This is a genomic window from Pedobacter frigidisoli (genome assembly GCF_032678525.1).
Classification (GTDB): Bacteria; Bacteroidota; Bacteroidia; order Sphingobacteriales; family Sphingobacteriaceae; genus Pedobacter; species Pedobacter frigidisoli_A.
The window spans coordinates 626,495-642,706 of the sequence record NZ_JAVTSE010000001.1; the positions used below are offsets into that span (position 1 = coordinate 626,495).

Genomic DNA, 16,212 nt, shown 5'->3' on the forward strand with positions numbered 1-16,212 from the left:
AAAACAAACAGACTATGAGTAAAATTTACTTGAAGGCCAAACAGCGGGGACTGGTGCATTTCTTTGCACATCAGAAAATCCTGATTTGGGTAGCCTTATTATTGTTAAACAGTGCCGCCGCTTTTGCGCAGACGAAGAGCATTACCGGGGTTGTAATCGATGAAGGAAAAACCGGAATACCGGGAGTGTCTGTATCGGTGAAGGGAACCAAAACAGCTGTGCAAACCGATGCCAACGGAAAGTATAAAATTTCGGCAACGCCCGCTGATCAGTTGGTATTTAATTATGTGGGTTACACTTCACAGTCTATACTCGTTGGGACAAAGACAACTATTAATGTAAGCCTTGTATCAGCTTCAACTGGTTTGAGTGATGTAGTTGTTGTAGGTTATGGAACTACTAAAAGAGGGGATTTGACAGGTGCAGTAGGATCGGTAAATATGAGGGATTTTGAGAAAGCTCCTGTAAAATCATTTGACCAGGCGCTGGCGGGTCGCGTGGCAGGGGTACAGGTTTCTTTAGGTGATGGACAACCAGGAACCGTTGCAGATATTGTAATCCGTGGTGCCGGTTCTATTACGCAGGATAACTCACCTTTGTTCGTAATTGATGGCTTCCCATCAGAAAGTTCTGAGGCGAATTCCATCAGTCCATCCGATATTGAAAGTATTGATGTGCTGAAAGATGCTTCGGCGACGGCCATTTATGGCGCAAGAGGCTCAAATGGTGTGGTGTTAATCACCACTAAACGTGGAGTGGTGGGGGCACCCAAAATCACTTATAATGCCTATTATGGTTTAACTAAAAAACCTAAGCACATGGAACTGATGGATGGTTATGAGTATGTGAAACTTATTGTTGAGAAAAGCCCCACAGTTAATGCCAGCTATCTTGCTAACGGCGTCACATTAGATGACTATAAAAATGTAGAAAGTTATGATTTGCAAGATTACATTTATCAGATCGGAAAAAATCAAAATCACGATCTGGCCATCAGGGGTGGGGCAGATAAAACCACCTACTCCATGTCGCTGAACTACAATGACCAGCAAGGTAGCGTTAAAAACGGAGGGTTTAAACGTTATCAGGGTCGTTTGGTATTGGATCAGAATATCTCGAAAAAAATTAAGGTGGGTGTGAATACAAATTACTCCTATTCAGAAGCCTTTGGACTACAGCTGAATATTAATAACCAATATGCATCAGCAAACTTTTTATACTCAGTTTGGGGTTACAGGCCAGTTACTGCGATTGGAGGAACTTTAACAGCCGATGATTTGCTAAACCAATTGTATGACCCTGAAATAGACACGAACGGTGCCCAGGATAATCGTGTTAACCCACTCATCAACCTGAACAACCAGCAAACGAAAACCAAAAATACCAGCAACCAAACCAATGGATATGGGGAGTACTTGATTACCCCTAAACTGAAGCTTCGTATTTCTGCAGGTTTTAACAACGGTAATATCGAATCAAATATTTTCAATAATTCCCAAACACAATCAGGTAGTAAATATTCCAGCAGCGGACCTAACGCTACAGTTGGGAATGTAAAGACCTTTAACCTGGTCAACGACAATATTTTAACTTATGCAAATAAGTTTGCAAAGAAACATAATGTAAGTTTTATGGTGGGTTATTCTACTCAGTCAAATAAAACTTCAACACGATCGATAACTGCGAAGCAAATTGTTGATGAATCAATGGAATTAGATGCCATTGACATGGTTCCGGCAACAAATCTCTCTGCCGCCTCTTCATCATCAACCTGGAAACTGCAATCCTTTTTAGCACGTGCCAATTATGATTATAAAGGTAAATACCTTTTAACTGCCAGCTATAGGGCTGATGGATCCTCTAAATTTGCACCCGGCAATAGGTGGGGATACTTTCCATCGGCTTCAGCAGCCTGGAAATTTGGTCAGGAGAAATTTTTGAAAGATGTGAAATGGTTGTCGGATGCGAAGCTTCGTTTAGGGTATGGTGAATCAGGAAATAATCGTGTAGGTGATTTTGCGTATGCCTCACAGGCTAACTTAACCAACCAGGAGTACTGGTATTCTTACAACGCACTGCCATATCAGTCGGGTTTCCTGATTACTGCAGCTGACAATGCCGACCTTAAATGGGAAACCAATAAACAGACCAATATTGGTTTGGACCTAAGTTTTCTTAAAAAACGCATAGAGTTAACCGTAGATATATATAAACGCATAACCGAAGATCTTCTACTAAATGCTTTGCTACCCTATGCATCTGGAATACCAAGTGCCAGGGGGTTTAAAAATGTGGGTAGCCTGGAGAATAAAGGGCTGGAAGTTACCATCAACACAACTAATATTCAGTCAAAAAGTTTCAGGTGGACGAGTAATTTCAACATCTCATTTAATAGAAATAAAATACTTGAACTTACTGAGGGAACCAATGTACTTACGGCAGGTTCGGGTCAGTTTTTTGATACTAACTATTCAAGTTTGTCACCGTATATCTCAGTTAAAGGGCGTTCTGTTGGTGATATGTACGGCTTAGTCTTTGACGGTGTATATCAATACAGTGATTTTGATAAAATGCCAAATGGTACTTATCAGCTCAAATCTACCGTTACCACCAATGGCACCACCAGAGACAAGGTTTTTCCTGGGGATATCAAGTATAAAGACTTAAATGGCGACTTAGTGGTAAATGCTGATGATTATACCATTATTGGTCGTGGTTTGCCTATTCATGTGGGAGGTTTTAGTAACAACTTTACTTACAAAAATTGGGATCTTAATGTGTTTTTGCAATGGAGCTATGGCAATAACATCATTAATGCCAACCGTTATGCGTTTGAAGGTGGGATTGCATCTAACCTATCCCTTAACCAGTTTGCAAGTTATGCTAACCGCTGGACGCCTGAGAATCAGACTAGCGATAATTTCAGGGCTGGTGGAATGCCTAATGCCAATTATTCATCACGAGTGGTTGAAGATGGTTCCTACCTGCGTTTAAAAACACTAAGGTTAGGGTATAATTTTTCTCAAAAAGTGTTAAGACGCGTGGGCATGGCTGCACTAAACTTAAACGTTTCTGCCCAGAATATTCTAACCCTTACCGGTTACAAAGGGTTGGATCCCGAGTCGTCGGCTCGTCAAAGCAATCTAACCCCAGGCTTTGATTACGGAACCTATCCACAAGCCAGGGTAGTCACTTTTGGTCTGAATGCAACATTTTAATTTTTATAAAATCAATCATGAAATATCTATATAGCTTTATTTTGGTGTTACTGATAAGCATCACCACATCTTGCCAAAAGTATCTTGATACTGAACCTAATGATTTTTACTCCACCGTAAATTATTATGAAACGCCTGCGCAGTTGCAATCTGCCTTAAACGCGGTTTATGGTACAATGATGATACCACGGATGTTCGGACAGGTACTGAACTTCAACTTCACCAGCACTACTGATGAAATGATTCCAAACCGCTCAATAACTCAGGACAACCGTGGGATGCACTATAGCAACTGGACTGCCGGGCATGCTTATGTAGCAACAACCTGGGCCTATCCTTATGTGGCCATTAACCTGGCCAATAACCTCATTGATAATATTAACAAACCCACGATGGATGAAACGCAACGCGGCTACATCAAAGGACAGGCACTCTTTTTACGAGCTTATTGCTATTTTATTCTAACAACTAATTTCGGTGAAGTTCCGCTTATTCTCCACAGCCCCGGAATTAATGATGTTAATATAGCTTCTTCATCTCAGGTAGCCATTTATCAGCAGATGGAAGCTGATTTTAAAGAAGCAGAAACGCTTTTGGCAGGTCGGACTGCGGCATCTCTTGGATATAATGATGTGGTGACCATTACTGCTGTGCAAGCGATGCTTGCCAAGCTTTATTTGTATTGGGCGGGGTATCCGATTAAAGATACAAGTAAATACGATAATGTTGTGACTTATGCAGATAAGGTAGTTAATTCGGGTTTACATGCACTAAATGTCGACTACAGGCAGGTTTTCATCAATATCTTTCAGGATAAATATGACGTAAAAGAAAATATACTGGAGTGGGGAGCTCAGGGAGCGGCGGCTGGAGCAACAACCAAATCCAGCAGTGATATCGGAAGTACAATTGGTATCACCTCAACGCTATCCACTAATGTTACGCCGCTGTATTCTTATAGTGCTGTGGGTTGGATATGGGCAACCCGAAAGTTGTTTGATAGTTATGAAACTGTACCTACCAGTCAGCTCACCTGGAAAACATCTCTTGATCTTCGGAGAGACTGGAACTGTGCCGATTTTTCTTATAGCTACTCCATCGTCAACGGTACAGAATTCAGAACAGCAACGCCTGTTACTAATTTGTGGCAATTGAGATGTGGCAAATTCCGTAGGGAGTATGCCCCTCAAGAGCAAAGAAATAACGGTTATTATGGTACCAACTGGCCCGCTATTCGTTATGCAGACTTGTTGCTGATGAGGGCGGAAGCGAATATTTTAAAAGCGAGTCCAAATCTTACAGCAGCTAAAGAAGATATAGAAATGGTACGTCAGCGTGCTTACGGAACAAAGTATGGTAATATATTGAAAGATATTACGGTAACACTTGGGGGTTCAGGTTATTCCGCTACAACACCCCCGGCAGTAACCATTACTGGAGGAGGAGGCAGTGGCGCTACGGCGACAGCTGTGGTTTCAACAGCAGGAGTAGTTACAGGAATTCGCCTAACCAGCAAAGGAACCATTACCACTTCTGGTCCATACTATACCAGTGCGCCAACGATTACAATTGCGGCGCCTACCACAGGCACCAGAGCAACAGCGACTGCCACTATTACCAATGGTACAGAATATCTTTTAGCTTCTGGTTTAACCCAATCTGGTTTGTTCGATATTCTGAAAGCAGAACGGATGCGCGAAATGTGTTACGAAGCTTCCAGAAGATATGATCTTGTTCGTTGGGGTAATTTTGTAAACGATATGATTGATTTCAGAACTTATGCCAGTGCCAATGGGATAAGTGGAAATACCTATGGATTGAGCACCATCACAGGTATTGAATCGAAACATTTGTTATTGCCAAAACCTACCTACGAGCTCAATATCAATAAATTATTAAAACAGAATCCAGGCTATTAATAAAAATGGATATGAAAAAAATATTATATATAAGCTTTTTGCTGAGCATAGTCATAATGGCTTGCAAAAAGGAAATTACTGCAGAAGCCCCAACTGTCGACTTTACGGTAAGGAATGCGAAAAGCACTATTGGCGATACGCTGGTGTTCAAACTAGGCGATACCTGCAAATTTGATGTATCCGGATATGCCGATAATATCGCGCATTGGTCAGGTATTGTTGGAAATAACTACGATAACAGAAACCGCACGTCAGCTTTGGGTAAGTTAATTTTAACCTTTAGCACAACCATGCAATTCGGCACCCAGGCCAATACTTTTAAAGTATTGGCAATTAAGAACCTCGCAAGCTTAGATTCTGCTACGGTTGTTAATGCAAACTGGACAGATATCACTTCCCGCACCACGCTGGCAACAAGTGCCACAGCGGTGAGTACCGGAAACGTAGATGTTACTGATTTAGTAAGCAGTGCTGATGATGTGCTATACCTTGCTTTTAAATATTCCGGTGTAACGGGTTCAACCCAGCGTACCTGGGTAATCAGCAACTACAGTCTTACCAATATTGGAAGTGATTTCAGTTATGTATTGAGTAACCTGGCTAACGATGCATCATACTGGACCAGATACGGCAATGTATGGACGCCAACCTCAGCTCGATGGACAGCAACTAGTTCGGCATTAACTATTGTCGGCGGTGCAGCCACCTTACCAACCAATACAAGCTGGATTATTACCAAACCCCTTTATGTAGGAAGAATAACGCAGGATATCCCTACAGCTACGGTTAAAAACCTCGCAAGTGCTGCAGTTACTTATTATGAATACAAATATGCCGCAGTGGGTACTTACAAATCAACTTTTGCCTATTTCAGCAATACCAAGGATAATACAAACGCCGGTAGTAAAAACTTTTATATAAAAATTACCCAATAATTAACGTCCGGCCTCCCTGCAGCGGTTTTTGGTCTCTCTGCAGCGGAGGCTTTTTTAAGCGTTCTTTAGTTTCTGCGGATTACAATATTAAAAATACTGGGGCCTCCGTAATCAGGTTAGTAGTTGATGACGGTTGGCCCTTTTTAAGACATGAAAGACGTTGGGGTCAGACCAGGCCCCGATAGCCTGCCTTACGAAATGGATATTTTGTTTAAGACAACTCTACAGGTTTCAAATACATGGGTGAAATTGGAAATCTGGTCTGAAAACAAAAAATAGGGATGAGTCCATTCGTAACAGGTTTGCAGCGCAGCGGTGGATGCCGCTGCGTTTTGCTTAGTTACGAAACATAAAAAACATCAACAATTGGAATACAACAGATTAAATCTCGACAGAGATTTTATGAGGCATTTACAGACTGACAAACTACGCGCCTTCAATCATATCTTCAAATTTTCATGGATGCTGCTTTACAAAAAGGCAGTCTCAAAAGTAGGTTGTCCGGTTATTGCCAAAGATTTAGTACAGGATGCTTTTGTCGTGCTCTGGGGTAGAATGGATACGCTGGAGCAACAGCGTAGTGTAATCGCTCTTTTATATGCCATTTTGCGGAACAAAATATTCCATTTATACGAACATGAGCTGGTGAGGTTCAAATACGTCAATCAAACCGATTTTGCCGATAAAGAATTAACAGAAAGCGTGGAAGAGTTATTTATCACAAAAGAGTTAGGCCAGTTGATTGAAACCAATATTAAGGGTTTACCCTTACGCATGCGAATGGTTTATCGGTTAAAGCGGGAGAAAGGACTTACTATAACTGAAATCGCTGAAAATATGTCGATCTCCGAACAAACGGTAAGAAACCAGTTGCATATGGCCTATACACTATTGCGGGGAAGCCTGGAGTGCTATAAGCCAGCATAACAACCTCCCACGCAAATCTGCAAATAGAAATTTAAAACCCCTATTTATAATCCTTCATCAATCCATTCAAAACGGTGTTGCTATCGGTAAAGGATTTCGGTGTTTTTTTACCATACCATGAGTCCTCCCAGTTGCCGTACATCACGTTGGGCAGCACAATGAATTTCTTCCCGAACTGGCTTCGGTTTTCCTCTACCCATCGTTTTCGATCCTGCTCTGCGTGATTGTCGAACAGGCCTGAAAAGTCGCCAAGGTTATCACCCAGAAGCAATCCGATTTCATAATCGGCCGCTATCTTCTCCCGGCGTGCTACTTTTGAGGAAGTCGTCTCCAGCAATAACAGATGTTCCTCATCGGCGTTTGGAAAGCCAAATTTCTTCAGGTTTTCAATCGTCGCCGCCTTGTCCTGAAGAATTCTGTTGGTGACATAATAAATGGTTGCTCCTTTTGATGCCGCATACTTAAAGAATGAGGGGGCGCCCGGAACCGAGTCAGCCCGTACCTGCTTGGTCCACTGTACCCATGTTGAATCAGAATAATTTGCTTTAGCAATGGCCTGATGAATGTAGTATGGACTGTTATCCAACACCGTTTCATCAATGTCGGTCACAACAGCAAGTGGTTTTCCGGATGGCTTCCTCTCGAGTGCATCAAAGCTTAACCGGGCAAAGTTATAGGCCTGAAAAGACAGCGCGCGGTATTCTGCCGCCCGTTGTTGCCATAGGGCACCCCAGGCTGGTGCCTCGGGCATGAGTTGCAGCTGATCTTTTTGCTGCTGGGTATTCATTTTGCACGATAACACAGATACCGTGGTCATTGCGAGTAATAGTAGAGTTTTTTTCATTTTTATAATAAAAGTGGTCGATCATCATCTTTAAGGTTTACCCCGCTGAGTTTAAGCTGTAAGGAGCGCAGTACCAGATCTCTTAGTTTTTCTGCTGCCATATCAGGTGGGAGGCCCAGGTCGCGGATGTTGGAAATGCAGTTTCTTTTTTCATCAGTATAACCGGGCTGCGGCGTGTAGGTTATGTATGCGCCCAGGCTGTCGTAAGCACTTAGCCCCGGTCTTTCCCCAATCAGAATCACCGATAAACGGGCATTGAGGTGGTGGGCAATTTCATCCGCAATGGCCACCCTGGCTTGTTTGGCCAGTACAACAGGGGTAAAGGTAAAACCCTTGCTACTGAGCGACTCCATGAACAATGAAGTTACTTTTACGGCATTTTCATTTACAGCGAAGGCCGAAAGTCCGTCGGCAATCACGATACAGATATCTTTTTGAATACTTCTTTTATTTTGAAGTAATGCAGTGGAGTTGGCACTGAGTTTACGGCCGAAATCCGGGCGTTGCAGGTAGGTCGTCCGGTCGGTTGCGCCGCTTTCCACCATTACATGTGTGATGCCCAAACCATCAAGCGCTGTTTCGATAGCATTGACGTCCATATCGGAATATACCGCATCCTGTGCATGCGCATGGGCAAGTTTGAATTTCAGCGATTCGCTTAACGGTAACGACACACCGGTTCTCCCCAGCGCAATGCGGGCTGCCGTGAAAAGCCGCAACTCTTCCCAGAGATCTTTTATGGCAATTTCGTTTGTTTTTTCTAGCATAAACCCAGTATGGTTGAGGTTAATTCCTGGAGTTGCCTGGCTGAAGTGTGGGGCTTCGGACCGTTTGCATCAAAAAGTCCCTGATGTTGCAGCCAACGATCGAATTCAGGAGCGGGACGTTTATTCAGGATTTTACGGATGTACATGGCATCATGAAATGAAGTCGATTGATAATTCAGCATGATATCATCCGCACCCGGAACACCGATAATGAAATTGATTCCCGCAACACCAAGTAAGGTCAGCAGGTTATCCATATCATCCTGGTCTGCTGCCGCATGATTGGTATAGCAAATATCCATGCCCATCGGCAGGCCCATCAGCTTTCCGCAAAAGTGGTCTTCCAGGGCTGCTCTTGTAATCTGCTTTCCGTCAAAAAGGTATTCAGGTCCGATAAAACCTACTACTGAATTAATCAGAAGCGGATCAAAGCGGCGTGCAACGGCATACGACCGCACTTCGCAGGTTTGCTGATCAACGCCAAAATGTGCATTGGCCGAGAGCGCGCTGCCCTGACCCGATTCAAAATACATTGCCTGCTTGCCAACGGTACCGCGGTTTAAAGAAAGTGCTGCCTCATGTGCCTCTTCCAGTATCGACAGGTTAATGCCGAAACTCGAATTGGCTTTCTCCGTACCGGCAATCGACTGAAATACCAGATCAACAGGAACACCCTGTTCAATTAGTTGAATGCTGGTGGTAACGTGCGTAAGCACACAACTTTGCACCGGCATATCAAATTGTAATCTAAGGCGGTCGAGCATGTGAATAATTTCTGCAATTTTATGCGGGTTGTCGGTTGCCGGATTGATGCCAATCACCGCATCTCCGGCGCCATACATTAAACCATCGATAACCCCGGCCGCAATGCCCCTTAAATCATCAAGGGGGTGGTTAGGCTGTAGCCGAACGGATAAGTGTCCTCTTAAACCAATGGTGTTTCTAAAGCAGGTAACCACTTCCAGTTTCTTCGCTGCCAATATCAGGTCCTGGTTTCGCATCAGTTTGGAAACTGCTGAAACCATTTCTGCCGTGAGTCCTTTTGATATCGATTCTATGGCAGCTGCACTCGCCTCGTCACTCAGTAACCAGTCGCGCAGTGCGCCCACGGTAAAGTGTTTAATAGCAGCGAAAGATTGCTGATCTTGCCCGTCGATAATCAACCGCGTGATTTCGTCGCTTTCATAGGGCACAAAATCTTCGTTCAGGAAGTTGACAAGTGGCACATCTGCCAGTGCAATCTGTGCCGCAATACGCTCTTCGGCACTTGCAGCAGCAAGCCCGGCTAATACATCACCCGATCGTAGCGGGCTCGCCTTGGCCAGCAATACCCTGAGATTTTCAAACTCATATACATAATGACCGATGGTAAACTTATAACTCATGTTGATGATGATTTTCTGCTTCTTCTATGCCTATGGAGTTGTTGCCCATTTTCTTTGAGATCAATAATACAGCAAAACAAATCACCAGCCCGATCAGGAATATACCCGAAAGTGCCGGATAACCATAAACCATCGATACCAGTGTTATGGCGGCAAGGGTAAGTGCTATAGCCGGGAAATAAGGGTAGAATGGCGCCCGGAAAGGGCGGTTCATATCCGGCTCGCTTTTCCGCAGCTTAAATAAACTAAGCATACTGATGATGTACACCACAACCGCTCCAATGGTGGAAAGAATCACCAGTTTTCCGGTATCGAAAAACATAAGGGCAGAAATACCCAGCGCAGTTCCTAGAAACAGCGCCACATATGGAGTTTTGCGTTTCCGGCTTACCCAGCTCAGCGCTTTGGGAAGGTAACCCGCCCGCGAAAGGGCGAAAATTTGTCGCGAATAGCTGATGATAATGCCATGGAAAGATGCGATTAGTCCGAATAATCCCACTCCGGCAAAAAGACGCGTAATTTTGCTATCCCTGCCCAGTATAATGCCCAGAGATTCGGGCAAAGGATAATCGAGGTTGTCGAGTTCCTGCCATGGCGCAATTCCGCCCACACAAATCATCACTGCAAAAGCCAGGATAATTAAAGTGATCAAAGCGGAAATGTATCCGCGCGCGATGGCTTTATTGCCGTTTTTAACTTCTTCCGCAACCATGGCAATGCCTTCCAGGCAAACGAATAGCCAGATGGCAAAGGGTAAGGCACTGAAAACGCCGCCGAAACCGAATGGGAGAGGGTTATGCATAAACGTCTTTATCTTAAAATGCGGTGCGGCAATGAAGATGAAAATCAGTAACTCCGCAATAGCAAGTACCGTCATCACTAATGAGAACCAGGCTGCTTCTTTCAACCCCAATAAGTTGATGCCGGTAAACACGAGAAACGAAGCGATGGATACGGCCAGTGCAGGGCATGACGGATATAGGAAATGAATGTAGCTGCCTAAAGCCATGGATATAGCAGGGGCGGCGAACAGAAACTCCACCAGGGTAGCATAACCGGCAATTAATCCGCCTTTAACGCCAAAAGCCTTCAAAGAATAAGAAAACGGTCCGCCGGCAGATGGAATAGCTGTCGACAGTTCGGTAAAACTGAAAATAAAAGTGATGTAGAGGATACTGATAATCACGGTAGCTAAAAGTAAACCTACCGTGCCGGCCACGCCCCAGCCATAATTCCAGCCAAAATAGTCTCCTGAAATAACCAGTCCAACGCCAATGGCCCAGAGGTGTGTAGCACTAAGTGTCTTTTTTAATGTTTGAGAATCTTTCACAAATGTTTGGTTTTTTGATATTGTTTTTGGGTATTTGTTGTCTCGCCTTTAAGTTAAGGCTTTTAAAATAAATAGTTCGCTAAAATATTTGCTAAATTCATTAATGAGGGGTGGTAATTCTCTCTATTTTGGGTGAAAATTGAGTTGTTTTTAGAAGAATCATTCAATGCTGGGAATATTTGGATGATTATTTTCTTTCAAATGGATTTTTACCCCATAATGCTTGGGATTTTCACCCATGGTTATTGTCTTCATGATTTAAGTTTGTTTCAGTTATAACCATTTAATCACTAAATCTCTAAATCATGAAAACAACCTTTTTCCCAGCTCTGATGGCTGCGACAGTCATTGTTTCCGGAGGGATCTTTGTTAGTTGTGCCAACAAAGACGACATCCCCGAACCCATCCCTGCACGGGCCACCGCCAAAGCAACATCGCGTACTTTGTTATGGGATGGGGCAGCCTCAGGCGGAACCAGTGTATTTAAACAGATTCAGTTTCAGGATGCAGCCGGTAATTACGGCTCTACAAAGGGGTCGTCAGTAACTGCTGTAACTGATGCCACTGAAGGAACAGTGTGGAAGATACATAAAGACGATCTCGACAGACGATGTGAAGCACTCGGTGCGGCAGGCGTAGTGCCTTCCGTCGGCCAAACCTATTTTGTTGGTTTTAAGTTCAAGCTGCCACAAACTCCGGCAGCCGGACAAACAGGTAGTGTTTTCACCATGATGCAATGGAAAACCGCCGGAACACCCAATACCCAGAATTACCCCTTTCTGCTGGTTTACAACAGCGGACGCGTGAAGCTGGAATTTTATCCGGATCTGACATCGACAACGTTGCTTTATACACATAGCGTGGTGGCAAACACCTGGTACAGTATCGTACTTAAAGTTACCGTGGGCAATACTGCAAGCACCGGAAATATTCAGGTTTACTGGGGCGACGATGCAACGGCCGAAACTTTAGAAACAGGTAGTACCAGTTTCACCGGCAAAACCTTTGATGGGACTTCAATTGACCCGAAATGGGGTTACTATAGGGATACAGGTGCAGATGGAGACATCTACTTTTCGCGCCTGAAAATCGGAAGCACCTATAACGATGTTAAACCTTATTAAAATATAAAGGCTCTGCGGAGCCTTTATATTTTTTACAACTTCTGATTGTTTGAAATTTGTAATGAATTCTTTGAAATCCGTAATATTTTCCTAACAATTGACCTTTACCTTTGTTAAGGTAATTACAACAATCAAAAATATGACAACAACAAAAGGATATGCAGCTCAAAGTCCGGAGACCGACCTGGCGCCCTGGAATTTTGAGAGAAGAGAAGTAGGCCCTCACGATGTACAGTTCGAAATTCTGTTTTGCGGCGTTTGCCACTCCGACCTTCACCAGATTAAAAATGACTGGTTCCCTGGGATCTTTCCGATGGTGCCCGGCCATGAAATTGTTGGCCGAGTAGTAAAGGTAGGCGATCACGTCAAAAACTTTAAAGTGGGCGACCTGGCTGGTACAGGTTGTATGGTAGATTCCTGCCAGGTTTGCGAAAACTGTAAACAGGATCTGGAGCAATACTGCCTGGAAGGGAATACCCAAACGTACAACGGACTGGAAAGAGACGGAAAAACACCAACTTATGGTGGCTATTCGGATAGCATCGTAGTAAGGGAAGAATTTGTATTGAAAATTAAAGAGGGTGTAGATTTAGCTGCGGTTGCACCATTATTATGCGCCGGAATCACCACTTACTCGCCACTACGCCACTGGAAAGTGGGTAAAGGCCATAAACTTGCGGTATTAGGTTTAGGTGGCTTAGGACACATGGCCGTTAAATTCGGTGTGGCCTTCGGTGCGGAAGTAACCGTATTGAGTACTTCACCTAAAAAAGAAGAAGATGCGAAGAAACTGGGTGCACATCATTTTGTGGTGACCACCGATCCGGCTCAGGTAGAAGCTGCCAAAGGTAGTTTCGATTTTATCCTGGATACGGTTTCTGCCGAGCATGATTTCAATATGTACCTTTCACTATTAAGAACCAACGGAACGCACATTTGTGTAGGCGTACCACCTAAACCGGCAGAAATTGCTGCATTCAGTTTATTGGGTGGAAGAAAGAGCCTTGCAGGTTCCGGAATCGGTGGTATTAAAGAAACACAGGAAATGTTAGATTTCTGTGCGGATAACAATATCGTGTCAGACATCGAAATGATCGATATGAAAGACATTCATACTGCCTACAAACGTATGGAAAAAGGTGATGTGCGTTACAGATTTGTAATTGACATGGCTACGTTATAAACGATATCACATTTATAGAAAAGGGCTACGTTGTAAAAACGGAGCCCTTTTTTTATTGCCTTTTTGAAGACGGAAAGCACTCGTGAATAAAAATCTTTTTCTACCTTCGTTAATCGTCATGATGACGTTTAAACTAACCAGATCATTACCCTTATCTCCGATAACGAATAATCAATATACTGATGCGCCATGAATAACACCATAAAAACAGGCATCCTGTTTCTTTTCACTGCTTCGCTTAGCCTGAACGCTGCGGCACAGAAAAGTATCAGGGCATTTAAGCTTACAGATGTCAGGCTAATGGAGAGTCCTTTTCTTAAAGCCGAACTGACTGATAAAGCCTATATGCTTTCCCTCAATCCCGACCGGTTACTGGCGCCTTATCTGAAAGAATCCGGATTGACGCCCAAATCCACTTCCTATGGCAATTGGGAGAATACCGGTTTGGATGGCCATATTGGTGGACATTACGTTTCGGCACTGGCTTTAATGTATGCCGCTACGGGCGATGCAAAAGTGAAAGAGCGGCTGGATTACATGATCGGTGAGCTGAAAAAGTGCCAGGACAATAATGGAAATGGATACTTATCAGGTGTACCTGGAGGAAAGGAGATCTGGAAACAGATCAAAGCTGGTCAGATCAAGTCTTCTAGTTTTTCACTGAACGACAAATGGGTGCCACTTTACAACATTCATAAGATTTATGCAGGCCTCTACGATGCTTATGCCGTCGCAGGTAATCAGCAGGCCAAGCAAATGCTGGTTAAACTAACAGATTGGTGCGTGGACCTGGTTTCCAATCTTTCGGATCAGCAGATTCAGGAACTTTTGAAAAGTGAGCACGGGGGATTAAATGAAATATTTGCCGATGTATATACGTTCACCGCCGATAAAAAGTATTTAAAGCTGGCCAGACAGTTTTCAGATCAGTCGATCCTGAAACCTTTGTTAAATAGTAAGGATGCATTGAACGGTTTGCATGCCAACACCCAGATCCCGAAGGTAATCGGTTTTGAGCAGGTTGCCCTGGCCGACCGCGATACCGCCTGGGCCAACGCGGCAGATTTCTTCTGGAAAACAGTAGTACAACACCGCACGGTTGCCATTGGTGGTAACAGCGTAAGAGAACATTTCCATCCGGCAAACGACTTTTCTTCCATGCTCGAATCCCGCGAAGGCCCTGAAACCTGCAACTCTTATAATATGCTGAAGCTGACCAGGCAATTGTTTTTGTCAGCACCTTCAACTGAATACCTCGATTATTACGAGCGGACTCTTTATAACCATATCCTTTCTTCACAGCGGGAAAAAGGAGGTTTTGTTTACTTTACGCCCATGCGTCCCGGACATTATCGTACCTATTCTGCCCCGCAACAAAGCTTTTGGTGTTGCGTAGGCTCAGGCCTGGAAAACCATGGGAAGTATGGGGAACTGATCTATGCCCACGACGACCAGAATTTATATGTCAACTTATTTATTCCTTCAAAATTAAACTGGAAAGAGAAAGGCATTACGTTGGTGCAGGAAACCAGCTTTCCGAATACGGAATTCACTACCTTGAAACTGGCCTTCACAGGCAGAAAAAAGTTTGCCATCCGTTTACGCCATCCGTCGTGGCTGGAGAATGGGAAAATGCAGATTACCGTAAATGGAAAGCCGCAGGTGGCGAAAGATCTTGGAAATGGTTATGTCAGCATCGACAGGATTTGGTCGGGCGGTGATGCGATAAAGGTAAACCTGCCGATGCAGACCCGCACGGAGTTCATGCCCGACGGATCAGATTGGGTGGCTTTTGTACATGGTCCCATTGTTTTGGCGGCTGAACTGGATACTTTAGGACAACCAAACCTGACCGGCGACGACAGTAGAATGGGGCATATTGCTTCAGGACCGCTATTCCCGCTTAGTGAAGCACCTCTGGTTTCGGGCAACAAAGCCGATCTGGCTGCCAGCCTCAAAGCCAGTGGGAAGGAGCCCCTTACCTTTACCGCCGAACATGCCATTTATCAGCAGAAATATAAAAATTTAAAACTGGTACCTTTCTCCAGTCTGGCTGAAAAACGTTACGTGGTGTACTTTCCCTACGCTTCAACAGCGAACTTACCGGAAAGAGCCAAAGCGATTCAACTGGCAGAAACGGAAAAAATGAAACTGGAAAATGAGACGGTCGATGTAATCAATACCGGGGAGCAGCAACCGGAGTCTGACCATGGTTTCAAAGGCGAGAAAACAGAAACGGGTACTTTTCAGGACCGCCATTATAGAAACGGAACCGGATGGTTTGCTTATACACTGAAGAATAAAGACCTCAAAGGCAAAAAGATCAGGCTTACGCTTTATGGAAAGGAAAAAAACCGAAGCTTTTCTTTACTCGTGAACGGTACGGTGATTCAGCGGATTAAGCTCGATGGGAGCAGGGGAAATGTGTTTTACACGCAGGATTTTGAAATCCCTTCAGCTAGTTTTACCAGTAATCTGGAATTGAAATTTCAGGTAGATGAAGGCTCAGCCATTCCGGGGATTTATGAAGTACGGTTAGTGAAGTAAAATTGTCCCTCAGCCAAATCAGCGCTGAGGGAC

General features: G+C 44.0%; 11 protein-coding genes. 7 read left to right on the forward strand and 4 right to left on the reverse strand.

All coding sequences use genetic code 11. The features are described 5' to 3' along the window. The first annotated feature begins 14 nt into the window (after nucleotides 1-14). The 4 genes from R2Q80_RS02755 (at nucleotide 15) to R2Q80_RS02770 (ending at nucleotide 6,999) form a co-directional block, all read left to right on the forward strand. Entirely contained in the window at nucleotides 15-3,218 is a 3,204-nt protein-coding gene (locus R2Q80_RS02755; protein ID WP_316798111.1) for a TonB-dependent receptor, read from the forward strand. A 17-nt stretch (nucleotides 3,219-3,235) separates the two neighbouring features. Further along, nucleotides 3,236-5,137 (forward strand): RagB/SusD family nutrient uptake outer membrane protein, encoded by a 1,902-nt coding sequence (locus tag R2Q80_RS02760; protein ID WP_316798112.1) that lies wholly within the window; start codon nucleotides 3,236-3,238, stop codon nucleotides 5,135-5,137. An 11-nt stretch (nucleotides 5,138-5,148) separates the two neighbouring features. Further along, nucleotides 5,149-6,072 (forward strand): DUF5017 domain-containing protein, encoded by a 924-nt coding sequence (locus tag R2Q80_RS02765; protein WP_316798113.1) that lies wholly within the window; start codon nucleotides 5,149-5,151, stop codon nucleotides 6,070-6,072. A 366-nt stretch (nucleotides 6,073-6,438) separates the two neighbouring features. Then, nucleotides 6,439-6,999 carry a sigma-70 family RNA polymerase sigma factor gene (locus R2Q80_RS02770; RefSeq protein ID WP_316798114.1) on the forward strand — a complete coding sequence of 187 codons (561 nt, stop codon included), beginning with the start codon at nucleotides 6,439-6,441 and terminating at the stop codon, nucleotides 6,997-6,999. A 40-nt stretch (nucleotides 7,000-7,039) separates the two neighbouring features. Here R2Q80_RS02770 and R2Q80_RS02775 read toward each other — a convergent pair whose 3' ends face one another. Genes R2Q80_RS02775 through eat form a run of 4 tightly spaced genes read right to left on the reverse strand, consistent with a single transcriptional unit; the run spans nucleotide 7,040 to nucleotide 11,325 of the window. Then, entirely contained in the window at nucleotides 7,040-7,843 is an 804-nt protein-coding gene (locus R2Q80_RS02775) for a 5'-nucleotidase, lipoprotein e(P4) family (protein ID WP_316798115.1), read from the reverse strand. A 2-nt stretch (nucleotides 7,844-7,845) separates the two neighbouring features. Beyond that, nucleotides 7,846-8,610, reverse strand: a complete 765-nt coding sequence (gene eutC, locus R2Q80_RS02780) for an ethanolamine ammonia-lyase subunit EutC (protein ID WP_316798116.1) — start codon at nucleotides 8,608-8,610, stop codon at nucleotides 7,846-7,848. Next, nucleotides 8,604-9,995 (reverse strand): ethanolamine ammonia-lyase subunit EutB, encoded by a 1,392-nt coding sequence (locus tag R2Q80_RS02785; RefSeq protein ID WP_316798117.1) that lies wholly within the window; start codon nucleotides 9,993-9,995, stop codon nucleotides 8,604-8,606. Before R2Q80_RS02785 ends, eutC begins: the two co-directional genes overlap by 7 nt. Next, nucleotides 9,985-11,325, reverse strand: a complete 1,341-nt coding sequence (gene eat / locus R2Q80_RS02790) for an ethanolamine permease (protein ID WP_316798118.1) — start codon at nucleotides 11,323-11,325, stop codon at nucleotides 9,985-9,987. Before eat ends, R2Q80_RS02785 begins: the two co-directional genes overlap by 11 nt. 305 nt (nucleotides 11,326-11,630) lie before the next feature. Here eat and R2Q80_RS02795 point away from each other — a divergent pair, with 305 nt between their 5' ends. From R2Q80_RS02795 to R2Q80_RS02805, 3 genes are all read left to right on the forward strand, one after another. Next, nucleotides 11,631-12,449 carry a heparin lyase I family protein gene (locus R2Q80_RS02795; RefSeq protein WP_316798119.1) on the forward strand — a complete coding sequence of 273 codons (819 nt, stop codon included), beginning with the start codon at nucleotides 11,631-11,633 and terminating at the stop codon, nucleotides 12,447-12,449. Between the two features lie 139 nt (nucleotides 12,450-12,588). Further along, entirely contained in the window at nucleotides 12,589-13,632 is a 1,044-nt protein-coding gene (locus R2Q80_RS02800) for an NAD(P)-dependent alcohol dehydrogenase (RefSeq protein ID WP_316798120.1), read from the forward strand. Between the two features lie 189 nt (nucleotides 13,633-13,821). Further along, nucleotides 13,822-16,179 (forward strand): glycoside hydrolase family 127 protein, encoded by a 2,358-nt coding sequence (locus tag R2Q80_RS02805; RefSeq protein WP_316798121.1) that lies wholly within the window; start codon nucleotides 13,822-13,824, stop codon nucleotides 16,177-16,179. Nucleotides 16,180-16,212 lie beyond the last annotated feature (33 nt).